The organism is Mycobacterium sp. 1465703.0 (assembly GCF_001672975.1).
Classification (GTDB): domain Bacteria; phylum Actinomycetota; class Actinomycetes; order Mycobacteriales; family Mycobacteriaceae; genus Mycobacterium.
The window spans coordinates 1-23055 of the sequence record NZ_LZKU01000022.1; the positions used below are offsets into that span (position 1 = coordinate 1).

General features: G+C 63.0%; 17 protein-coding genes and 1 pseudogene. 12 read left to right on the top strand and 6 right to left on the bottom strand.

Going from position 1 to position 23055, the window contains the following annotated elements; genetic code table 11:
- Positions 1 to 1156 (bottom strand): condensation domain-containing protein (locus tag A5625_RS01980; RefSeq protein ID WP_232003349.1); only part of this gene is annotated, 1156 nt, incomplete at its 3' end.
- Between the two features lie 201 nt (positions 1157 to 1357).
- Positions 1358 to 2149, bottom strand: coding sequence for a hypothetical protein (locus A5625_RS30610; RefSeq protein WP_369829968.1), 792 nt, complete (start codon positions 2147 to 2149; stop codon positions 1358 to 1360).
- 1172 nt (positions 2150 to 3321) lie between these two features.
- Here A5625_RS30610 and A5625_RS01990 point away from each other — a divergent pair.
- Complete coding sequence (locus tag A5625_RS01990; RefSeq protein ID WP_232003351.1) at positions 3322 to 4200, top strand: fatty acid desaturase; 879 nt, start codon at positions 3322 to 3324, stop codon at positions 4198 to 4200.
- A 154-nt stretch (positions 4201 to 4354) separates the two neighbouring features.
- Here the strand turns inward: A5625_RS01990 and A5625_RS28890 are convergent, their stop codons facing one another.
- The 4 genes from A5625_RS28890 to A5625_RS02005 form a co-directional block, all read right to left on the bottom strand.
- Complete coding sequence (locus tag A5625_RS28890) at positions 4355 to 4603, bottom strand: hypothetical protein (protein ID WP_156747849.1); 249 nt, start codon at positions 4601 to 4603, stop codon at positions 4355 to 4357.
- Positions 4604 to 4773: 170 nt separating this feature from the next.
- Positions 4774 to 5760, bottom strand: coding sequence for an endopeptidase (locus A5625_RS01995; protein WP_066988704.1), 987 nt, complete (start codon positions 5758 to 5760; stop codon positions 4774 to 4776).
- A gap of 232 nt (positions 5761 to 5992) precedes the next feature.
- Entirely contained in the window at positions 5993 to 6727 is a 735-nt protein-coding gene (locus A5625_RS02000; protein ID WP_066988705.1) for a bifunctional 2-polyprenyl-6-hydroxyphenol methylase/3-demethylubiquinol 3-O-methyltransferase UbiG, read from the bottom strand.
- Between the two features lie 291 nt (positions 6728 to 7018).
- Complete coding sequence (locus A5625_RS02005) at positions 7019 to 7786, bottom strand: TVP38/TMEM64 family protein (RefSeq protein ID WP_066988706.1); 768 nt, start codon at positions 7784 to 7786, stop codon at positions 7019 to 7021.
- A gap of 168 nt (positions 7787 to 7954) precedes the next feature.
- Here A5625_RS02005 and mutA point away from each other — a divergent pair, with 168 nt between their 5' ends.
- The 11 genes and pseudogenes from mutA to A5625_RS28895 form a co-directional block, all read left to right on the top strand.
- A complete protein-coding gene (mutA, locus tag A5625_RS02010) occupies positions 7955 to 9832 on the top strand; it encodes a methylmalonyl-CoA mutase small subunit (RefSeq protein ID WP_066988707.1) in 1878 nt (625 codons plus the stop codon).
- Positions 9833 to 9837: 5 nt separating this feature from the next.
- The gene (scpA, locus tag A5625_RS02015) at positions 9838 to 12090 is read left to right on the top strand and encodes a methylmalonyl-CoA mutase (RefSeq protein WP_066988708.1); all 2253 of its coding nucleotides are present in this window, start codon (positions 9838 to 9840) and stop codon (positions 12088 to 12090) included.
- On the top strand, positions 12091 to 13080 hold the full coding sequence (gene meaB / locus A5625_RS02020) for a methylmalonyl Co-A mutase-associated GTPase MeaB (RefSeq protein WP_066988709.1): 990 nt from the start codon (positions 12091 to 12093) through the stop codon (positions 13078 to 13080).
- Between the two features lie 62 nt (positions 13081 to 13142).
- Complete coding sequence (locus A5625_RS02025) at positions 13143 to 14429, top strand: serine hydrolase domain-containing protein (RefSeq protein ID WP_066988710.1); 1287 nt, start codon at positions 13143 to 13145, stop codon at positions 14427 to 14429.
- A gap of 236 nt (positions 14430 to 14665) precedes the next feature.
- Positions 14666 to 15796, top strand: coding sequence for an acyltransferase (locus tag A5625_RS02030; protein ID WP_197515931.1), 1131 nt, complete (start codon positions 14666 to 14668; stop codon positions 15794 to 15796).
- A gap of 605 nt (positions 15797 to 16401) precedes the next feature.
- Positions 16402 to 17424, top strand: a complete 1023-nt coding sequence (locus tag A5625_RS02035) for a sulfotransferase family protein (RefSeq protein WP_066988711.1) — start codon at positions 16402 to 16404, stop codon at positions 17422 to 17424.
- Between the two features lie 164 nt (positions 17425 to 17588).
- A complete protein-coding gene (locus A5625_RS02040; RefSeq protein WP_066988715.1) occupies positions 17589 to 18698 on the top strand; it encodes an NAD(P)-dependent oxidoreductase in 1110 nt (369 codons plus the stop codon).
- Positions 18699 to 18951: 253 nt separating this feature from the next.
- Positions 18952 to 19758 carry a TylF/MycF/NovP-related O-methyltransferase gene (locus A5625_RS02045; RefSeq protein WP_066988716.1) on the top strand — a complete coding sequence of 269 codons (807 nt, stop codon included), beginning with the start codon at positions 18952 to 18954 and terminating at the stop codon, positions 19756 to 19758.
- A gap of 116 nt (positions 19759 to 19874) precedes the next feature.
- Positions 19875 to 21143, top strand: a complete 1269-nt coding sequence (locus A5625_RS02050) for a glycosyltransferase (RefSeq protein ID WP_066988712.1) — start codon at positions 19875 to 19877, stop codon at positions 21141 to 21143.
- A gap of 404 nt (positions 21144 to 21547) precedes the next feature.
- A complete protein-coding gene (locus tag A5625_RS02055) occupies positions 21548 to 22834 on the top strand; it encodes a glycosyltransferase (RefSeq protein WP_066988713.1) in 1287 nt (428 codons plus the stop codon).
- Positions 22835 to 22930: 96 nt separating this feature from the next.
- Positions 22931 to 23055: pseudogene (locus A5625_RS28895) on the top strand (macrocin O-methyltransferase); the annotation flags it as partial.

A 23055-nucleotide genomic window follows, 5' to 3' on the forward strand; every position in this document is an offset into this window, starting at 1 on the left:
TCGAGCCGATAAAGAAAAGCCCGAAGTGATCGGCGGGGCCGTTATTGGTATATGTCGCGGTTGCCGGAGCGCCACCAAGGTCCAGGGTCAATCGAGACGGGATGAAATTGATACCTACCCTGTTCGCTGCTTGTCTCAGGTTGAGGAAGCCGCCTTCGTCGTGGTGGTGCACCGGAAACCGCTGATGCTTCAGCAATTCCCGTATCTGTGCGTCCACATGCTGACAGAAATCGGCGACCGTCGTCTCCGGTGACGTCTGCAAGACCAGAGGCACAACTCCGGCGAGCATCCCCGGAAGTGTCTTCGACTCCGGACGCACCCGCCGGCTGACCGGGAAATCCAGCGCCACCTCCGAACCGCTTCCCGACCATGCATGCACCAAGAGAGCGCATGCCGCTGTGGTGACCGAATAGCGACGGATCCGCAGCTTTTTGGACAGTTCCTGCATGCGGCTGACAGCGAAAGCATCCAACTGAACTGACGCCGACTGCCTACCGGGGTCCCGTTCGACTGTGGTGTGGGACGGCTGATAATCCTGTCCGCCTTCCGGCGGAAGGTTCTTGCTCCAGTACGCTTCGTCTTCCAGATAATCGGTGGACGCTTCGTATCCCGACTCGAGATCAACCAGGTCCTGCAGGGAGCCGAAATAGGCGTCAGGGACAGGCGATCCAGCGACCATTGCCGAATAGATGGTTGCAACGCGACGGCACATCAGCGCCATGCTCAATCCGTCTAAGACGATGTGGTGGCAGCAGCCGAACAAATAAAATTCCTCGGCCTGCGTCTGGAACAGAGCGAATTTGAGTAACTGGCCGTTCAACGCCATCGGGGTGCGCTGGATGGACGAGGCCCGCCGGCAGGCTTCCTGCGCGGGATCGGGCGTGCCGACCAGGTCATGAAACTTGAGCTCGACATGCGGGTCATCGATCGGCCGTTGGACCACTTGGCCATCGACCTCGAAGAACGCAACCCTGCTCGGTTCGGCCTCCGCCACGGTTTGGCGGATCGCCTGCTCGAGGACATCACGCTGTATCGCGCCCTCGATCTTTATCAACAGGCCGAGCTGCCACTCCGTACCGGCATGGCTCGATTCCTGCGAGAGCCAGATGTCTAGTTGTCCGCGTGTCAGCGGCAGCGCCAGATCGTCACGGTTCATCGGCTCCCCCAAAGCTTTACCCGCTCATCCCACACCCCGGGGGTGTGGTTACTGATCGAAATCCTGCCCCGTAGTCAGCCGGTGGCGCAGAGATTTCGGCCTAATGTCCGCCACTTCTGCGCGACGTGATCCAGGCAGCCGGCGGGGCCGGCTTCCCCCGTAGGCCACCCGCCACCCCGCTGACACATCGGCGCACGTCCGTCACAGACTGTGTTGCTCTTCATCTTTCGCCAAGGCAAGCACTGCCGCATCGGGCACAGTGTGCGTGTGGATTCCCGCGAGCGTCGGCGGGTCAGCATCGCGTGGGGAGATGATCGAAGTGCTGATTTGCCCGCGCGTGTCACCCCCAGCCGGCCCCGCACCGGGTGAGAACCAGGCGCGGCGCTGATCAAGCCTGGACGGCCGCTTCGACCACCACCATGGCGACCTGCCCGAGTGCCGCTCGATCAGATCGACACTTTGTTTGTGCAAATCGGCAACCTTCCCGCCCACATTAGGGTTAAACTCGTTTTCGGTTTGGAGGGGATTCACTGCCAGCCATGTGGCTGATCTCGGGCGATCAACGCATGCGACGGTAGGACGCGAGTGTCGAGTTTTGCCGTTGGGGGGGCAATGGACCGACGACCGGCCTATGTATTCACTGAACTCAGCCATCACACGGACGACTGTGTACCGGTAATACAGCAGTATCTTGATTTTCTTGTCCAGGGCGATGGCCACAAAGCTCATTGCCCCTTTACCAGAGCGATGCTGGAAAGGCGCCAGTTTTACTACGACACAAGCGATTCGCTCCTGGATGAGGACGAATTTTTTCGGACTATAGCCGAATTGCGTGACTTTCACGCTGGATATTCTGACCGTTATTTGGTTGTCGGGGTCGCGTATCAGAATGCAGAGAATTTCGTAGAAGCGGTCGCTGTCCAAGGCGAAGTGTGGCGACAGAAATTGAGACTTGAGCTTATAGCCGCGGGCCTGACGATTGCTTGGACCCATCCCAGAAATCCAATCGGCACCCACACGGATCGTGATAAACCTGCCGAACCTTTATGGGTAAGCGATATTCCGCTTCTTATGCTTCGAATTCTCGACAAGGGTGACGAGCCGTTCATGCTGAGCGCCGATTCTAGGAGAGCGTTCGTGCTGGGCATGAGGTATCACGAGACGATACCTGTCGCCATACGTCCTACGGCGGTAAGTCCGCAGGTAGAAGCACTTGACAAGCTGACCACCCTAGTGACTCTCATGGATCATGTTCGGCTCTCCTCCGTCCGATCGGTATCGGCCGATTTGGCCGGGAACCTTTTGACGGTATTGAAAAGCGGAAAAACCTGCGAGTTACATGGAGTCCCGAACTTGCGGTTTAGGGGGTAGGGCAAGATGCCTGACATTTTCGAGCCCTGGACTGTCAACTGGCGAGAACGCGGAGTTTGTGCGAAGCGACTATCTTTCGGGCAGGGAAAGGCTCAAACAAATCGAAACTTGGGCCGCACCGGTGAGCAACGATGTGAAAATCAGCAGTGCACGCCGCATTCCATCGAGTTACAACGCTGCTTTCCGGCGAGTAGATTATCGAGGTCTACCCTGGTGAAGATCCTGGTTCAATCCAGGCGACTCACGGGGCGAGCGTAGAGGGGGGACTCGGCTTAGTTCGCGCTGCCAGCAGATTTAAGAGCGTCCCACGGGAGACCCGTTTGCGATCACCTTCAGTGGTCGAAGCGCCCGGACCGGAAACTGATCGATGACGAGGTCGGATCAGCCGTTTATCGGACAGCCCCGACCCATGCTTAGCTGCATGAATTCACGCGCATGGGCGCGCATACCCGTCTTTATCGTGTGCACCTACACGACGAGACGGCAAATGTTTATGACGCAAAAAGTATTACGAGCAAAGCCGAAACAGGGTGGTGCCACATGGATTTCCACGCAGTGCGTCAGCGCCGTGCTCCTCGCTGGGAGTCGTGGTGACTAGCGTCGACATTGCTGCCCCCACCGAGCCAAGGTCACGGCGCGTTGCCGAGGTGGCCGCAGTCCCGCGAGGCTTCCCAGCTCCCCGGTTCGCGCGGCCGACCATTGCGGTGCCGACCGTGCTCGTCTGGCTTGGATCGCTCGTTGCGTGGTGTGCGGCAACGGCAGCGGTTCTCTGCGGAGTGAGTCGTTGGTGGTTGGTGGTCACCATCGTCGTTCAAGGTTTCGTGACGGTTTCTATGTTCATCGTGGCGCACGAATCGATTCACCACACCGTCGGCCGACCCAACTGGATTAACCACGTCTTCGGCCGCCTGTCGATGCCGTTCGTCTCGTTGTTCGGAACATTTCCAATGCTCGCGTACACGCATCTCGCGCACCACCGCAACACCAACGAAAATATCCACGACGATCCGGACGCGTGGAGTATCACCGGCCCGCGTTGGCAGCTTCCGTTGCGCTGGTTGACAATCGATGCCTGGTATTGCCGCTTTTACCTAGCGCGGCTGCGCCGGCGCCCGCGCAAGGAAGCCCTGGGATTTGCCGTATACCTCACCCTGGCCCTTGCCTTCGTAACCGCCATCCTGATTCTCGGCTATGGGCGAGAGCTGGTGCTCATCTATTTCATCCCACAGCGGATCGGCGTGGGCGTCCTCGCGTGGTGGTTTGACTGGCTGCCTCATCACGGCCTGGCCACGGTACGGAGCGACCGATTCCGGGTCGCCCGGGTTCGGGTTGGCTGGGAGCGCGTTTTGTGTCCCTTGTTGATGTATCAGAACTATCACCTAGTTCATCACATCCATACCGCGATCCCGTTTTACCTGTACGTCAAGGCATGGCGGACCGCCGAAGCCGACTATCTGGACCGAAACGTGCCGATCACCACGGCGTGGGCGCAGGAAATGACGCCTTGGGAGTACCGCAGATGGCGGGAGGGTCAGTCGCCGTATCGTCGAAGCGGATCGCGGGAATCGCAGCTGAGAGATCGGTGGGTAGTGATTCGGCAGTGGTCAGGGCTTGGTTGCCGGCCTTTAGTCTTGAAGGTGCGGTGTCGGTGGCGGTTCACACGAATTTCGTAATGCTCCAAGCGGTCTGGGTCTCGAGGTAGTGGCTGGCGGCCACCTCCGCGACGAATCCGCGACATTGAGTCGTTGTGCGGTGAAACCGTGGTGGCCGCCTCAATCGCGGTGATTGAGACGGCCACCTACGGACGCGGCTAGCGCACAGCCGGTATCAGAACCCCGGCGGCGGTGGCGCCGGGTGGAACGGTCCGCCCGGGGGCGGCGGCCCGAGTGGTCCACCTGGCGGTCCCACCGGCCCACCCGGCCCACCCGGGCCCGGTCCCCAGGGTTGCCCCGGTCCCGGCGGTGGTGGCGGCGGATCCGCGCTGGCCACCGCGGCACCGATCCCGGCCGCGGCCACCCCAAGGGCGCCCGCGAGCAACGAACCAGCGATGAGTTCTTTGATCTTCACTGGGTCCATCCATCCTCTCTGTCGACGGCTCCTTCACCCGGTCGGCGCGAAATCGTGCTGCTCGCACCGCATTTACCGGTCACCGCGTCCTAGGCGTCGCCGCGTCGGAGGCGATGCCGCGACGGTAGGGAGTGAGCCTGAAGCCGACCTGAAGATGGCAGGAGCCGCTTAGAGACCCGTCAGCGCGGCGAAGACGGTGCGGTCACGGCCGTCAGCCGCCACTTGTCCAACCAGGGCCGCACCAACTCTGCGACGGAGAATTTGGCGCGGGCCGCGCACCCGGCTTTGCGGGTGTAGGGGTCGCCGCCGCGGATGAGGATGCCGACGGCGCTGACAGTGCCGTCCCGTTCATACAGATACACCGGGCCGCCCGAATCGCCGCACTGACCGCCCGCCAGGAACACCACCTTGCTGTCGGTGATCTGGACGATCTGTCCGCAGGCGTCCGCACCGGAGCCCATGCCGAACTTGCACAACTGCTGGCCGATCTGCAGGTTGGTGGCTACTGCGGTGACCGGCAACGACGAGACGACCGCCGAGGACTGGGGAACGTGATCGCCGTCCAGCGTGACCAGGCCGATGTCGTGCTGTTCGCCGTGGACTCCCTCATTGATCGTCTGGCGGAAGGTCCCCAGCGTCGCGTAGGGAAGGACGCCGCCCAGGTTGATCCTCACCTTGCTTGGCTCGCCCGCACGATTGCAATGCCCGGCGGTGAGAATCGCGGGTGCGCCGGCGTTGGTGCGCACCAAAAACCCTGCCGTGCAACCCATTCCGCCCGAGCCGTCGGTGTAATCTACGTAGATTCCGGCACCTGGGCCGGCGGCGCTGGCCGCGGGCAGGTCGATTGGCGCCACGATGGGCGGCGGCGCCGGCTGCTGGGCTGGTGTGGCGCCCCTGGGGAACATACAGATGGCCGCCACCAGGGCGGCGATGCTGAACACCGCCGCGAGGGTGAGCAAAGTGGTGTGCATCTTGGCGCGCTGTGGCGACACGTCTGTTCCGGCGAACGCCTTAGCCGTACGACGACGCCGCTCGTCGCCGACGGGCAGGAAACCGAATAGGGCGATCGCCGCTAACACCAGCGCGCTGAGGGGTAGCGCCATGGCGGGAGCCGGCGAGTATGGCGTCCCCAAGCTGGCGTACTCCACCGCGTACACCCTCACCATTAGATCGATATTTGCCGCATTGCGCGGCGGTCTCAACGAAGTTGGTTGATCAACTGATGGTGGCCGGCTCGGGGGAGGCCTCGTCCGTGGCGGTTGACCGGAGCAGCGACCGGTGACTCCCCGGGTAAGGCGGCGACCGATCGGTACGGCCAATACGTGTGCATCGGGCGGGCCATCCACCATTTGCGAGGCATGTTTGAGAGGGGCGGCGTGGCTGCATCCCGCGACGGAACTAGCACCGCCGCTGCACCATCGGCACTTCTTCAACCAACGTCGGCAGGTTCAGCGGCGTGCGGGAGCCGACAAAGACCGCACGTGAAAGGGCCGATGAATCCCCGGCCGGTTGGGCTCTCCAATCCAACGGAAATTGCTCGTGCCACGGCTGCGTAGCGGAAACGTATACGTGCGGCATGGTTTCTTTCATGCGGTTCATCACCCACACGCGCGAAGGCCGGCAGCCAGTACCAGTTATCGCTTGGCTTTGAATGAAGCTTTTCTCATCGACTGGAAAGTGCTCGTCTTCGTCGGAAAAACTCACGCAAGTTTCTAGCAGGAGGAGGCCCGCTGCACGTTCGCAGAGCCATCTCAACGCCTCAGCGGGGCGGGAGAGATGGTAGAGCACGCCGTAGCAGTAAACGACGTCATGACTGGGCGCGTCTGTGGGGAGAGTGCCGTCGAGGTCCAATTGCTCGACCGTCACATGAGGTTCGCACTTGAAACGGTTGCGGATTATCTTGAGGTTGTCTTCCCGGGGTTCAGTGCAATGCACCTTGCAGCCGCGGTCGAGGAAGAAACTCGTGTGATCGCCGATCCCCGCGCCCACTTCTAGCACGCTCTTATCCGCGAGGTCCAACCCGAGAGTGGCAAGGTGTTCTTGACGGCGAGCGTTGTGGCGGAGATAGGCGCCGTCGTGGAAGACCTGCTCGGCAGACTGACCGAAGAAGCGCATTCGGCGAGGGTATCGCACCCCGAAGCGGGGAAGCGGGAAGCAATGATCACCAATATCTTTCACTCTCCGGTGACGACAAGCGCCGATATGGCTGCACAATCCGTCGTTGAAGCGGTTGAGGCTGTGAGGCCTATCCTCGGATGCGCGGCCGCGCTACGGCCGGCTCCCGCGCGATGGGCTCGCGAGCCTGAAGGTCCCTGCGGAAGGCGAAATTTTCAGCCGACCGGGGATCCCGCGGTCACGGTGGTCAGCCGCCACATGCAGCTTGCCAGCTTCGGCGCACCAGCCGTGGCGATTAGCCAGATCGGATCAACTGATGGTGGCCGGCTCGGGGGAGGCCTCGTCCGTGGCGGGGTGCTGCGCACGGCGGTGGTCACGACGGAAGTGGCGAATCTCGATGATCAGCCCCGTCAGTCCCAGCGCACTCGTGACCGCTGACACCAGATACAGCAGCGCGCTGATATGACCGGCGAGCGCATCGCCGAGCACCACCACGGCGGTGGTGCCGGGAAGCAGTCCGGCGAAAGTGGCCACCGCGTAGGGCAGCACCCGCACGCTCGACGCGCCCGCGGCGTAGTTCAGCGCCGAGAACGGGACGGCGGGAATCAACCGCAACGACAAGATGGCCAGCCAGCCCCGTTGGCGCAGGCGCTCTTCCACCGTGCGGATCGATCGGTGACGCTCCAGGCGGTTCAGTCGCCACCCGGCCGCCCGGACCAGCAGCATGGCGATCATCGCGCTCGCGGTGCTGGCGACCACCGCGATGGCGACACCCAGCAGCGGGCCGAACAGCAGTCCGGCCGCCAGGGTGAACGCGGTGCGCGGAATGGGCACCACCGTCACCAGGAGGTGGGCGAAGAAGAACGCCAGCGGGAACCACGGCCCGACGGTCTGCGCCCACTCGCGCATCTGTACCGGCGTAGGCAACGGAAGCAACGACGCCAGCACTACCAGCGCTGTGATGCCCACCACTGTCCAGAGGGTCCGCGACCGGGGCACGCTTCGCGCGGCGACGCCGATTGCGCAGCCAAGATCGCGAAGTGTTTCGGTGATTTTGCTGGTGGCGGAACCCGTCACGCCTCCCTAGGTTACGGGGCGCAGATGAATTAGACGTTGCCTGCCTCTGGCGTTTCATCAGGAAACCGGGACCGGCGGTTTTTAGCGACAAGCGGTCATCAATTAGCCTCGGTAGCTAAGTGGTATCCCCAAAGCTGTAGCCCAAATGCAGGGAAAAGGGAGCAATCGGTGTCCATTGATGTACCCGAGCTCGACGAACTGGAACAGGTTCGCGGGCGTTGGCGCAGTGCGGTCGCCGGTGTGCTGGCTAAAAGCACCCGGAAGGACCCCGAGCAGTTGGGTGACGCGCCCGAGCGGCTGCTGGAAACCCCGACGTATGACGGGATTGCAATCCGCGCGCTCTACACCGCCCTCGACGAACTGCCCGAACCGCCGCTGCCCGGCGAGTGGCCCTACGTCCGCGGCGGCGACGCGCTGCGCGACGTCAAATCCGGCTGGAAGGTCGCCGAGGCCTTCCCGGCCACCCCGGTGCCCGGCGTCGCGGCCAAGGAGATGAACGCCGCGGTGCTGGACGCGCTCGGCAACGGGGCCAGTGCCCTAGTGCTGCGGATCGGGGAGTCCGGCGTGGCGCCCGATCAGCTGGCGGAGACGCTCGACGGCGTCTACCTGAGCATGGCGCCGCTGATCCTCGAAGCCGGCGCCGACTACTCGGCGGCCAGCGATGTGGTGTTGGGGCTGGCCGACGCCGTTGAGCCCGACCAGCGCAGTCTGCTGTCGATCGACCTCGGCGGCGACCCGCTGACCGCAGCGTTGAGCGAGCGTCCCGCCCCGAAGACCGATGACGTCGTCGCGGTGGCCAAGCGGGCCGCCGGTCACACCGGCGTACGCGCGATCACCGTCGACGGGCCCGCCTTCCACAACCTCGGCGCCAATGCCACCTGGGAGCTGGCCGCCAGTGTCGCGGCAGCGGTGAGTTACCTGCGGTTGCTCACCGAATCGGGTTTGTCGATCGGCCAGGCGTTGCGGCAGATCAGCTTCCGGTTCGCCGCCGATGACGACCAGTTCATGACGATCGCGAAGTTCCGCGCGGCGCGCAACCTGTGGGCGCGGGTCGCCGAGGTTGTCGGTGAGCCGGAGGCCGGCGCGGCCGTCGTCCACGCCGAGACGTCGCTGCCGATGATGACGCAGCGCGATCCGTGGGTGAACATGCTGCGCTGCACCGTGGCCGCCTTCGGCGCCGGTGTCGGCGGAGCCGACTCCCTGCTGGTGTTCCCGTTCGACGTGGCGATCGACGGCGGGTTCCCAGGCATCGCAACAAGTTTCGCTCGCCGCATCGCGCGCAACACGCAGCTGCTGCTTCTCGAGGAGTCGCATGTGGGCCGCGTGCTGGACCCGGCCGGTGGTTCGTGGTTCGTGGAGGACCTCACCGGCCGCCTGGCCGAGCAGGCCTGGCAGCATTTCCAGGCCATCGAGTCGCACGGTGGATTCACCCAAGCCGGCGACTTCATCGCGGGCCAGATCGCCGAGATCGCCGCCCGCCGCAACGACGACATCGCGCACCGCCGGACCGCGATCACCGGTGTCAACGAGTTCCCGGACCTCACCGAGGCGCCTCTGCCGCAAAGCGACTCGTCATATTCGCCGCTCGCCGCCGGAAACCTGGTGCGTTACGCCGCGGAGTTCGAAGCGCTGCGGGACCGGTCCGACGCCTACCTGGCCCGCACCGGGTCGCGACCGCAGGTGCTGTTGCTTCCGCTTGGCCCGTTGGCCGAGAACAACATTCGCGCCACGTTTGCCTCAAACCTGTTGGCCTCCGGCGGTATCGAGGCCATCAACCCCGGAACGGTCGATGCCGACGGTGTCGCGGCGGCGGTGGCCGACGCGGGGTCGTCGACGGCGGCGGTCATCTGCGGCACGGACAAGCGCTACCAGACTGAGGCGTCGGCGGTCGTGCAGGCCGCCAAACAAGCCGGCATTGAGCGGGTCTATCTGGCCGGGCCCGACAAAGCCGTGGCCGACGCCGAACACCAACCGGACCAATTCCTGACCGCGAAAATCAATGCGGTCGAAGCTCTGTCGGATCTGCTCACGAGGCTGGGGGCGTAGTTACCATGACGACCACTGCACCTGCTGTTGGCAGCTTCGCCGACGTGCCGCTGCACAGCGAGCGGACTATTGCGCCGGCGACCGAAGCCGCCGTCGAAGAACACGTGGCCGCTGCCGCGGCCGCGTACCAGTACACACCCGACCAACTGCAATGGCAGACACCGGAAGACATCAACGTCAAACCGGTCTACATCGCCGCTGACCGTGCCGCGGTGGAAGCCGACGGGTATCCGCTGCACAGCTTCCCGGGTGAACCACCGTTCCTGCGCGGGCCCTACCCGACCATGTATGTCAACCAGCCGTGGACGATTCGGCAGTACGCCGGATTCTCCACCGCCGCGGAGTCCAACGCCTTCTACCGGCGCAACCTGGCGGCAGGCCAGAAGGGTCTGTCGGTCGCCTTCGACCTGGCCACCCACCGGGGGTATGACTCCGACCACCCCCGCGTACAGGGCGACGTCGGAATGGCCGGTGTGGCAATCGATTCCATCCTCGACATGCGTCAGCTGTTCGATGGTATCGACCTGTCCACCGTGTCGGTGTCGATGACGATGAACGGCGCGGTGCTGCCCATCCTGGCGCTGTACGTGGTGGCCGCCGAGGAGCAGGGCGTCCCGCCGGAGAAGCTGGCCGGCACCATTCAGAACGACATCCTCAAAGAGTTCATGGTGCGCAACACCTACATCTATCCGCCCAAGCCGTCGATGCGCATCATCTCCGACATCTTCGCCTACACCAGCGCCAAGATGCCGAAGTTCAACTCCATCTCGATCTCCGGCTACCACATCCAGGAGGCCGGTGCCACAGCCGATTTGGAGCTGGCCTACACGCTGGCCGACGGCGTCGACTACATCAAGGCCGGCCTGGACGCCGAGCTGGACATCGACAAGTTCGCGCCCCGGCTGTCCTTCTTCTGGGGCATCGGGATGAACTTCTTCATGGAGGTCGCCAAACTGCGTGCGGGCCGGCTGTTGTGGAGCGAACTGGTTTCCCAGTTCAATCCGAAGAACGCCAAATCGCTTTCGCTGCGCACACATTCGCAGACCTCCGGCTGGTCGCTGACCGCGCAGGACGCCTTCAACAACGTCGCCCGGACCTGTATCGAGGCAATGGCCGCCACCCAGGGACACACGCAGTCCCTGCACACCAACGCGCTCGATGAGGCGTTGGCGTTGCCGACGGACTTCTCGGCTCGCATCGCCCGCAACACCCAGTTGGTGTTGCAGCAGGAGTCGGGCACCACGCGGCCGATCGACCCGTGGGCGGGCTCGTACTACGTCGAATGGCTGACCCACCAGCTTGCGCAGCGCGCCCGCGCCCACATCGCCGAGGTCGCCGAGCACGGCGGCATGGCGCAGGCCATCAGCGACGGCATTCCCAAGCTGCGCATCGAAGAGGCGGCCGCACGCACCCAAGCCCGCATCGACTCCGGGATCCAGCCGGTGATCGGGATCAACAAGTACCAGGTGGAAGAGGACCAAGAGGTCGAGGTCCTCAAGGTCGAAAACAGCCGGGTGCGCGCCGAGCAGCTGGCCAAGCTCAAGGAGCTGCGGGAAAGCCGTGACCAGTCGGCAGTGGATGCGGCGCTGGCGGAACTGTCCCGCGCCGCGGCTGCCCAAGGCCGGGCAGGTGCGGACGGGCTGGGCAACAACCTGCTGGCGCTGGCCATCGACGCGGCCCGGCACAAGGCGACCGTCGGCGAGATCTCCGACGCGCTGGAGAAGGTGTATGGCCGTCACCAGGCGGAGATCCGTACTATCGCCGGGGTCTACCGCGACGAAGCTGGAAAGGCCGGAAACATGGCAACGGCGACCGAACTCGTCGAGAAGTTCGCGGAAGCCGACGGTCGCCGCCCCAGGATTCTGGTCGCCAAGATGGGCCAGGACGGCCACGACCGCGGCCAGAAGGTGATCGCGACGGCCTTCGCGGACATCGGATTCGACGTCGACGTGGGTTCGCTGTTCTCCACGCCCGAAGAGGTCGCACGTCAGGCCGCCGACAACGACGTGCACGTGGTCGGGGTGTCCTCGCTGGCGGCCGGGCATCTGACCCTGGTGCCCGCGCTGCGCGAGGCGATGGCCGAAGTTGGGCGGCCCGACATCATGATCGTGGTCGGTGGCGTCATCCCGCCCGGCGACTTCGACGAGCTGTATGAGGCCGGGGCTGCCGCCATCTTCCCGCCCGGGACGGTGATCGCCGACGCCGCAATCGGCTTGCTGCACAAGCTCGCCGAGCGGCTGGGCTACACGCTCGACTAAATGGCTTCGCAACGGAACGACTCCGTCGAGGATTTGGCCGAGGCGGTTCGCAACGGCGACCGTGCGGCATTGCCGCGAGCCATCACGCTGCTGGAGTCCACCCGCGCCGACCATCGGGAAAAGGCGCAGCGGCTGTTGTTGGAGTTAACGCCGTACTCGGGCAACGCCTATCGCGTCGGCATCACCGGGATTCCCGGGGTGGGGAAGTCCACCAGCATCGAGGCGCTCGGCATGCATTTGATCGAGCTGGGCCATCGAGTGGCGGTCTTGGCCGTCGACCCGTCGTCGACGCGCACCGGGGGCTCCATCCTCGGTGACAAGACCCGGATGGCGCGCCTGGCAGTGCATCCGGATGCATACATCCGCCCGTCGCCCACGTCCGGCACGCTGGGCGGGGTAGCCAAGGCCACCCGCGAAACGGCGGTACTGCTGGCCGCCGCCGGTTTCGACGTCATTCTGATCGAGACCGTCGGGGTCGGTCAGTCCGAGGTGACGGTGTCCAACATGGTCGACACCTTCGTGTTGCTGACCCTGGCCCGCGGTGGAGATCAACTGCAGGGCATCAAAAAGGGTGTGCTGGAGCTGGCCGACATCGTCGTGGTGAACAAGGCCGACGGGGATCACCTGCCCGAGGCTCGGTCGGCCGCCCGCGAGCTGTCCGGGGCGATCAGGCTGATTCACCCGCGCGAAACGCTCTGGCGCCCGCCCGTTCTCACGATGAGTGCGGCCGAGGGAAGCGGCCTCAAAGAATTGTGGGACACGATCGAACGCCATCGGCAGCTGCTCAGCGAGGCCGGGGAGTTTGAAGCGCGCCGGCGGGCGCAGCTGGTCGACTGGACCTGGCAGATGGTGCGTGACACGGTGTTGGACCGGCTGATGTCCAACCCGGCAGTGCGCAACATCCGCGCCGAGGTAGAGCGAAAGGTCAAATCGGGGGAGCTAACTCCCGCGCTGGCGGCTCAGCAAATATTGACGGCCGCGTCGGACTAACGGATAAGTAAATATCTAAAATTTCGCACCTGCTCGGTGTGAAATCCAAGTAAATTCAAAGTGTGACGGTGAATACGCGAGTCGATCGTCGCGCGGTCCGTGTCCACGATGACCTTGACGCAGGTCATCGTGTGTCCGGCGCGGCGGACTCACACTTCGGTTGCGTCGTTCGTAGTTTCGCCAGCATGTTCCCCGCTCGCCGATTCGGTGGCGGGGCGCTTGCCGTCTATGTCGACGGCCAGCCCGTCGTGGACGTGTGGACGGGATGGGCCGACCGGGCCGGGCAGCGGCCGTGGACCGAGAACACCGCCCCGATGGTCTTTTCGGCGACCAAAGGGATGGCGTCCACCGTCATCCACCGGCTTGCCGACCGTGGCCTGATCGACTACGAGGCTCCGGTCGCCGAGTACTGGCCCGCGTTCGCAGCCAACGGCAAGGCCGACATGACCGTGCGGCAGGTGATGCGACACCAGGCCGGCTTGTCGGGACTGCGCGGCGCCACCAAGGAAGACCTGCTCGACCACGTCGTCATGGAGGAGAAGCTGGCCGCGGCGGCTCCCGGACGGCTGCTGGGCAAATCGGCCTATCACGCGCTGACCTTCGGCTGGCTAATGTCGGGCCTCGGCCGGGCCGTGACCGGTAAGGGGATGGGCACCCTGATCCGCGAAGAGCTTGCCGAGCCGTTGGACACCGATGGCCTGCACCTGGGACGGCCGCCGGCTGGGGCGCCGACGCGTGTCGCCGAAATCATCTGCCCGCAAAGCATGATCGGCAATCCCGTCGTCAACTATGTGACTGGCAAGGTCGCCAACCAGATGTCCGGCGCATACCGGTCGATGTACTTCAAGGGCCTGGTCGCGGCCGTTCAGGGTGATATCCCGTTGCTGGACGCGGAGATCCCGGCTGCCAACGGGGTAGCCACCGCGCGTGGGCTGGCACGGATGTACGGGGCCATCGCCAATGGCGGTGAGGTTGACGGCATTCGATTCCTCTCGCGTGATCTGGTCGCGGGACTGACCGGTGAGCGGAGCCTGCGCCCCGACCGAAACCTCTACATGCCCTTGGCTTTCCACCTGGGCTACCACAGCCTGCCGATCGGCGGTGTAATGCCCGGCTTCGGTCATGTCGGGTTGGGCGGTTCGCTCGGGTGGGCCGACCCCGCCTCGGGCGTGGCGTTCTCCTTGGTGCACAACCGACTGCTGACGCCACTGGTGGTGTCCGATCACGCGGCGTTTGTGGGCATCTACGCGCTGATCCGCAGGGCCGCGGAGAAAGCACGCAAACGCGGCTTCCGCTCCGTCACCGAGTTCGGGGCGCCGTTCTACGAGCCGGGGGCCGTCGCCGGCTGAGGCTGAAAGGCGTTGCAAGGCGCTGAACCGGGCCGAAGGCACCCAAACTCACCGCACGGACGGGAGATGTAATCTGTGGCGGATGGTTGCCACTTCCATCCTCGCCACTTCCTACCGCTTGCCCGAGAACGTGCTGTGATCTGCGCTTTTGGTGTCGTGTTGGCAGCACCGGGCGATAGGCAGCCTGGGAGTATGCAAACTCAGTTCGCCAGATCGAACCCGCAGGGACGGTGCAGATGAGCGCAAGCCCGAACGTTTTTGAGCCGAGTGAGATCGTCAACCGTTGGCCAAAGCGGCGTGGGACGGCGTACCCTCGGCTCGCGCAGGTGTTCGATAGCCGAGTCAATGCACTGAACGTTTGGCGGTTGGTGCTGGCGTCGGGCGTTATTTTGGAACACTCTTGGCCGCTTACCGGGCGCAACTTGCAACCTCCGGTTGACCAGCTTCTTACCCAGGTATGGGTCGACGGCTTTTTCGCTATATCCGGCTTTCTCATCACGTCTAGTTGGGTCCGCAACCCTCGGCTTCGCGAGTACTTCGTCGCCCGCACTCTTCGCATCTTTCCGGGGCTGTGGGTCTGCCTGATCGTGGTGGCTTTCGTCATAGCCCCGATCGGTGTGGCGATCCAAGGAGATTCACCTGCCAAGCTGCTGCTGTCTCCGGGACCGATCGAATACGTCCTAAACAACGGCGTATTGAGTGTATTCCACACCAGCATCGATGGAACGCCAAGAAACGTCCCGTTTCCGGGCGTGTGGGACGGGGTTCTATGGACTCTGATATTCGAATTGGGTTGCTACGTTGCCGTTGCCGTTGCCGGCCTAGCCGGGTTGCTCAATCGCCGGTGGCCCGCGCCGGTGGTGTTCGCACTCTTCCTGGCCGCCGCGGCACTGGTCTCTTACCCGGTTCAAGCGGTGCCCACCATCGCCCAGATGATCACGCGTTTCGCCCTCGTGTTCGCGGCGGGAGCGCTCCTGCACGAGTTCCGGGACCTGGTTCCCGCTCGATGGTCGCTTGTGGCCGTGAGCGCGGTCATCGTCGTGGTGGCCGGCTTGCTGGTGCCCAACTACCGGGTACTCGCCGCCCTCCCATTGGCCTATGCAGTCGTCGTTTCAGGTGCGCTGATCCGCAACAAGCGCTTGCGTTTACGCACGGACTTTTCCTACGGCGTCTACATCTATGCGTGGCCCGTGCAGCAGTTGCTGGTCATCTGCGGGCTCGGCTTTTTGCCTCCGCTTGCGTTCACGGTTGTTGCCGCCGGCGCCACGCTCCCGCTGGCCGCACTGAGCTGGTTCCTGGTGGAAAAGCCTGCGCTGTCGCTCAAATCTCGAATCAAACGCAGAGCGCGCCTCGATGCGGCGACGTGAGCCTTGGTACCTGCGAGCCTAGACGCGACGCCTCGCCGCTGGTCGAAAGTTGTTTTCGGAGCGGACTCGCCTCAGCGGGGTTCGCGGCCGTTTGTCGAGATGGTTTGTTAAGGTAACCATACTGCGTTCGCGGGAGTCGAGTGTCGACGCTCGACGGCAGTCGCGAAAGCCTGTGGCTGCGCCTTACTGAACGGGCTGTGGAAGTTCGGGCTGGGTAATCCTGCGGCCCAGCGATGAAGTCGGATCGAACTTCAAACATTAAGTAAGTGAAACGGATTCGTAAAGATAGTCTCCTGATTGTGGGAGTCCAGCTATAGTTTTTGAGCAGGGCGCAACGATCCGATCATTCCAGCCGGGGGGAACAAATGCTGGCGATCACAAGTCAAGCCTGACTCCACATCAGGAGCGCATAGCATCTCCTCTTTGCGAAAAGTGTTGAGAACGTTGAGATTCAGGGACCTGACGTCTCGATATGCGCAACATGCTGACATCGGCGGGTTGCTGTTCGGCCGTTTGCCGCACCCACATCACATCGAAAAAGCATGGATAGCAACCGAACTCCAGAAGTCGGCCTGGCGCGCGGCAAGTGAAAGGTTTGAATTGCGATGACATTGGCCCGGACGACGAAGCCCGCCGAATGCGGTACCAATTCCTCCGGTCTGCAGAAACCCGTCGGTTCCACCACACGCCCCGTTGTTCTTTTTGTGCTGGGCCCGCAACGGTCAGGAACGTCGGCCCTTACCAGGGTTCTGTCGCTGTGCGGCGGCACGCTCCCCGCTGCGATGTTGGGCGCCGACGCGAACAATCCGCTCGGCTACTGGGAACCGCGGGCGGCCATCTCGCTCAACGAAACGATCCTGCGCCGGCTCGGGACCCATTGGTACGACCCGTCATTGCGTTTTCTGGACGACGGCGCGATCGACCCCAACGAGAGCAAGGCCTGCATCGCCAAGATTGCTGCGTATCTGTCCACGCTGCCGGCGGCGCCGCTCGTGGTGATCAAGGAACCCAGGATTACGACACTGTCTGATCTGTGGTTCGAGGCGGCACGTCAGGCCGGTTTCGATGTTGCGTCGGTGATTGCGGTGCGTCATCCGCAGGAAGTTATTTCGTCAATTGGCAAGTCCTGGCGCGTCTCTCAAGCGCTCGCCAGTGCCTTGTGGTTGAAATGCAATGTCCTGGCCGAACGAAATACTCGCGGGGTGCCACGCGTATTCGTCGACTACACGAACCTTCTCGACGACTGGCGTCGCGAAGTGAAACGAATTTCCACGAAGCTGTCGGTCGAACTGCATACTCAGGACCTGGGCGCGGTCGAGGAGTTCCTCAGTCCCGGTCTTCATCGCCAGCGGCACCGCGGCGCGGTGACGGACCTTTTCGGCGCCGGTTGGATTTCGGCGGTCTATGAAGTGCTACGCGAAGCCGCACACGACGATCCTGTCGACATGTCAACGTTGGACGGCGTTTTCGAGTCCTACCGGGCAAGTGAGCGAGATTTCCGTATGGCGTTCGAAGATGTCCATGGCTTATCCAAGAGCGCGCTCTTCCGGCTCTTCCGGCCAGCCATCGCAAGGCCGGTCATGGAACTGCTCGCAATGGCTCATCGGCACAGAGGGACTTGGGCCTAGGCGCCATTCGCGCATTCGGTGCGGACCCGATGCGCCGCCGATCTGCTTCGCGGATCCTCTGATGGCCGCGGGAAGAGCCCGATATGATCGACCAGACCGGGGTCGATTGCCGGTCGCTTAACTCCGTGTACACGAAGGAAAGGCGTCGATTCTTGTCAGCGTCCGTGCTCATCACTGGTGGGGCAGGATTCATCGGGTCGGCGCTCTCACAACGTCTCGTCGAGGCCGGATACGACGTCGCGGTGATGGATGTCCTGCATCCGCAGGTACACGGCGGCGATTCGCCCATCGATCTGTTGCCATCCGTGCGGTTGTTCACCGGAGACGTCACCCATGGACCCGACTTTGACGCGGTGCTGCGGTTGTTTCGTCCTTCCCAAATCGTCCATCTGGCGGCCGAGACCGGAACCGCGCAATCGCTCTCGGAGGCGACGCGGCACGGCTCGGTGAACGTCGTCGGAACCACTCAGCTGCTTGACGCCTTGAGCCGCTCGGGGCACGTGCCCGAACAGCTGGTACTGGCGTCTTCCAGGGCGGTCTACGGCGAGGGCGCATGGCAGTCCGGCGCACATATCTTCTATCCGCGGCCTCGCAGCCATGCCCAGCTCGTGGCCGGTATCTGGGATCCACAAGGACCCGCGGGTGAGCAGGCGATGCCGCTGCCGAGCCGCGCCGACCGTACGGAGCCCCGGCCCACCAACATCTACGCGGCGACCAAGCTCGCCCAGGAGCACCTGTTGGCCGCCTGGACGGCTGCGCACGACACCAACCTGAGCGTGCTGCGCCTGCAGAACGTCTATGGCCCCGGCCAGTCACTGACGAATTCGTACACCGGAATCGTCGCGCTATTCGCACGCTTAGCCCGTCAGGGACTTGCCTTGGAGGTCTACGAGGACGGCCGGATCTTGCGCGATTTCGTCTACATCGACGCTGTCGTCGACGCGCTGTTCGCGGCGGTGGAGCGGCCCGCAGACGGGCCGCGTTGCCTCGACATCGGGTCCGGCAACGCCACAACCATCCATGAGCTTGCCAACAAGATCGCAGCCATGTGTGACGCACCAGAACCGATTGTCGTTCCAAAATTCCGCGACGGCGACGTGCGCGCTGCGAGTTGTGACGTCGAGCCGGCGCAAACCGAGCTGGACTGGCATCCGAAGTCCACGCTGGACGACGGTCTGAGCGCGCTGCTCGAGTGGATCGGCGGGCAATCCGAACCCCGCATCCGGCCGAACGAATCGGGCCGTCCCGACATACAGCACGCCGGTCGCCCCTAAGAAGTGCGGCGCTCGCCCGAACCGAGTAGCTAAGGCACTCCAGGTCGAAGCTTATGATAGTTGTTACTACGTTGTTACTGCTCGGTAGCGCAGAGATGGGTCAGCCGGTAGGTGGCGTGGAAATGTCAAGGAGGCTGGCCAAGCGAGTTTGTCCGGCCTAAGCGAAACGCATCGACGGCCTGACATGGAGGCCGTCACCGCAGTACTTCATTTAGTGAACTAAGGGGCAACCTTGACCGTGACCGATCGTGACATGCGATCTCCGTTCCTCGACACCCGATCTGCATACCTTGACCTGCTCCGGCGCAACCTCACCCGGTACGGCGCTGACGAGTTGGTGCCAGTGGGCTGGCACCGCCTGGGCCGCGCGCTTGTCAACACCCGGAACTTCATGCTCGTACGTAAGCGTCCCTTCAATGAGAAGGCGCGCAAGTTGGGTCTGGATTGGCCGGCGGATGGCTTGACGATGATCGGAATGCAGCGGCTGACCAGTTTGCAGCACTGCGTTGAGACGATTCTGAAAGACGACGTTCCCGGTGATCTGGTCGAATGCGGTGTGTGGCGCGGTGGCGCGTCAATCTTGATGCGCGCCGTGTTGTCGGCCTACGGGGATCAGAAGCGTTGCGTGTGGCTATGCGATTCGTTCGAAGGGGTGCCACCACCGGACGCCGCGCATTACGAGGCGGACAAAGGCATCAAATTGCATCGCGCCGCTGGAGTCCTGGCAGTACCCCAGGCACAGGTCAAGGCGAATTTCGAGCGTTATGGATTGCTCGATGATCAAGTGCGTTTTGTTCCGGGTTGGTTCAAAGACACCCTGCGGGATGCCCCCATCGATCGCATTGCCGTATTGCGGCTAGATGGTGATCTATATGAATCGACGATTCAGGCGCTCGACGCGCTCTACCCGCGGCTGTCGTCCGGGGGTTTCTGCATTATCGACGATTATCACGCCATCGATGCATGCCGGCAGGCAGTGACGGACTACCGTACGCAGCATGGGGTGACTGCAGAGATCGAGGAGATCGACGGCACCGGCGTGCTGTGGCGTAAGCCATGAGGCGCACTCGTCTTCGCTGCAGTCGCGCAAACAGGGTGCGGGGGTCTCGTCGATATTTGAAGTGATGTCGGTGCATCACCACCTCTGATGTCGCAACCGAAGGGCTTGGATTCGCGGTGAAATGTGTGTTGGCCAGTTATGGAACGCGCGGTGATATCGAGCCTTCCGTGGTTGTCGCACGCGAACTGCAACGGCGAGGACATGACATGGTCATGGCCGTCCCGCCGGACTCGGTTAGCTTCACCGAGGCGGCTGGGCTGACGGCCGTCCCTTACGGGCTGGATTCGCAAGCTTGGCTCGATGTGTACCGCAACTTCTGGACGGCATTCTTCCGCGGATTCTGGAAGATCCAGGAGATGCGTGGCATGTGGCGCGAGATGTGGGATCTCAGCGACCAGTGTTGGGCGCAGATGAACACCACGCTGATGTCGCTGGCAGACGGAGCTGATTTGGTGTTCGCCGGGCAGAGTTACCAGGAGCCGGCTGCCAACGTCGCGGAGTATTACGACCTACCGTTGGCCACGCTGCACCACGTTCCGATGCGGCCCAACGGCCAAGTCGTCTCGATCCTGCCGCCGCCCCTGGCCCGCTCGGCGATGACGGCGTTCGACTGGTTCTGTTGGCGCCTGAATAAAAAGGTCGAGGACAGCCAGCGCCGAGAACTGGGGCTGCCGAAGGCGACAGGACCGTCACCGCGGCGAATCGCCGAGCGGAAATCACTGGAAATTCAAGCGTACGACGAGGTTTGCTTCCCCGGCCTTGCAGCCGAGTGGGCGAAATGGGACGGCCAACGGCCCTTTGTCGGCACGCTGACCATGGAGTTGACCACAGAAGCCGACGACGAGGTGGCGTCCTGGATTCGTGGTGGGACACCGCCGATTTGCTTTGGCTTTGGCAGTATGCCCGTCGAATCTCCGGCCGACACCGTCGACATGATCAGCACGGCGTCCGCGCAGCTGGGCGAGCGGGCGTTGATTTGCGCCGGCCGAAGCGATTTCAGTGGGGTTGCCGTCGCCAATCACGTCAAGGTGGTGGGCCCGGTGAATTACGCGACGATCTTTCCCGCCTGCCGTGCGGTAGTGCACCACGGTGGTTCGGGCACTACCGCCGCAAGCCTGCGTGCGGGAGTGCCCACGCTGATCCTGTCGATGGACGCCAATCAGACGATCTGGGGAGCTCAACTCAAACGGCTGAAAGTGGGTACCACCCGGCGGTTTTCGGCAACAGACCGGAAATCGTTAGTGGAGGACCTGCGCCGGATCCTCGCTCCGGATTACGCGCAGCGCGCCCGCGAAATCGCAACTCAGATGACCAAGCCGGCCGATAGCGTCGTCAAAGCGGCCGATGTTGTGGAAAACTTTGTCAACTCGCGCAGCCGGGCTTAATCAGCTACCTGCTTTAAGCCTGCTGTACAGGGAAAATAGCCAAATTCGCTATTGCGTTCGGCATGCCGACCAATCGGGCCGACTTTCTATTTTCTGGGACACCATGTTCAACGTCTGTCAGACTAACTCAAGGGCTGAGCGACGACATTGGGTGCAGCCATACCGCCCATCGGTCGTCATACTTTTGAGTCGGGGGAAAGGTGATCACGTTGGCCGTGTCGAACTCGACGGCACAGGTAGTGTGTGACTATCCAACCTGGCGGAGGAACCAAATCGGTTGCCAAACAACAACAACCAATGCCTCTAACGAAATTCCAGGGCCAATCGCGAGCCGCGAAATATCGAGCGGAAACGCCACCGTTGAAGTTGGCCATGCCGTCGGAGAGTGACTAAGGTAAACCTCGATGAAATTCGCCGTAGCAAGCTATGGAACGCGTGGCGATATCGAGCCTTGCCTTGCCATCGGCCGGGAGCTGGCGCGAAGAGGCCATTCGGTGCGTATGGCTGTTCCGCCCAATCTCGTCGATCTGGCCGAGGCGGCCGGGCTCCCGGCAATCGCCTATGGCCCGGATATGCATGAGTTTTGGAGCGACGAGTTCATTCGGAGCTTCTTCAAGAATTTCCTCCGCGGGCCGATCACGCTGATCCGCGAAGCCTGGGAACCGGTTCTGAAGAACTGGCAGGACATGAGCTCGGCCCTGATGTCAGCGGCAGGCGGGGCCGATTTGCTGTTTACCGGCCAGCTGTACCAGGACTTGGCACTTAACGTCGCCGACTACTACGGGATTCCGATGGCGACGCTGCATTACATTCCGATGCGTCCTAACGGCCAGGTTCTGCCGAGGATGCCAGGGCCCATAGTCCGCACCGGCATGACGGTGTACGACTGGATGTGTTGGCGGATGAACAAAAAAGCCGAAGATAAGCAGCGTCGTGAGCTTGGCTTACCGACCTGCACGGTTGCCTCACCGCGACGGATCGCCGAGCGTGGCACGCTGGAAATCCAGGCCTATGACGAAGTTTGCTTTCCCGGATTGGCCGACGAATGGGCGAAATGGGACGGCCAGCGGCCGTTTGTGGGCTCACTGACCATGGAACTGACGACGGACTCCGATGACGACGTCTTGTCGTGGATTGCTCAGGGAACGCCGCCGATCTGCTTCGGTTTCGGAAGCATGCCGGTCGCTGAGTCTCCCGCCGATACTGTGCAAATGATCGGCGCTGCTTGTGCGGAGTTGGGGGAGCGGGCGTTGATCTGCTCCGGCTGGAGCGACTTCAGCGACGTCCCCGAATTGCCGCACGTCAAGGTCGTCGGCGTGGTCAATTACACGAAGATCTTTCCCGCGTGCCGTGCGGTCGTGCATCATGGCGGCTCGGGCACCACGGCTGCCGGCCTGCGTGCCGGCGTACCAACGCTGATTCTCTGGACGGCCGGCGATCAGCCGATGTGGGGTTCTCGTGTCAAGCAGCTGAAGGTGGGCACGGCTCGGCGGTTTTCGGGCACCACACCTGAATCGCTGGTGGCCGACCTGCGAAAGATCCTCGCCCCGGATTACCTCGCCCGGGCCCGTGAGCTCTCCACCCGGATGAGCAAACCCGCCGAGAGCGTAGGTCGCGCCGTCGACCTGTTAGAGGAATTCGCTCGCTCGGGGGGTTGCGTCCCCGGGGCCGAGGCAGAGGGAAATCGTTGACCCGCAGGAGACGGATACACTGCAAAACGCTTTAACGACTGAAATTGACGTTTAAGGTCATTGCGAGACCACCGGCATGCGGAGTAAGGGGCAGTTTTGGCCGTGACTGATCACGACACGCGGTTTGCATACCTCGACCTGCTCCGGCGCGACCTCACCAGGTATGGCAGCGACGAGTTGGTTCCGGTAGGCATACACCGGCTGGGACGTCCCCTGTTCAG

What these genes read in the sequence shown, in the direction of transcription:
- A5625_RS30610 (WP_369829968.1), bottom strand. Translation starts at nt 2,149, where the DNA reads ATGGGTCCAAGCAATCGTCAGGCCCGCGGCTATAAGCTCAAGTCTCAA.
- A5625_RS28890 (WP_156747849.1), bottom strand. Translation starts at nt 4,603, where the DNA reads ATGGACCCAGTGAAGATCAAAGAACTCATCGCTGGTTCGTTGCTCGCG.
- A5625_RS01995 (WP_066988704.1), bottom strand. Translation starts at nt 5,760, where the DNA reads ATGGTGAGGGTGTACGCGGTGGAGTACGCCAGCTTGGGGACGCCATAC.
- scpA (WP_066988708.1), top strand. Translation starts at nt 9,838, where the DNA reads ATGACGACCACTGCACCTGCTGTTGGCAGCTTCGCCGACGTGCCGCTG.
- meaB (WP_066988709.1), top strand. Translation starts at nt 12,091, where the DNA reads ATGGCTTCGCAACGGAACGACTCCGTCGAGGATTTGGCCGAGGCGGTT.
- A5625_RS02030 (WP_197515931.1), top strand. Translation starts at nt 14,666, where the DNA reads ATGAGCGCAAGCCCGAACGTTTTTGAGCCGAGTGAGATCGTCAACCGT.
- A5625_RS02035 (WP_066988711.1), top strand. Translation starts at nt 16,402, where the DNA reads ATGACATTGGCCCGGACGACGAAGCCCGCCGAATGCGGTACCAATTCC.
- A5625_RS02045 (WP_066988716.1), top strand. Translation starts at nt 18,952, where the DNA reads ATGCGATCTCCGTTCCTCGACACCCGATCTGCATACCTTGACCTGCTC.
- A5625_RS02055 (WP_066988713.1), top strand. Translation starts at nt 21,548, where the DNA reads ATGAAATTCGCCGTAGCAAGCTATGGAACGCGTGGCGATATCGAGCCT.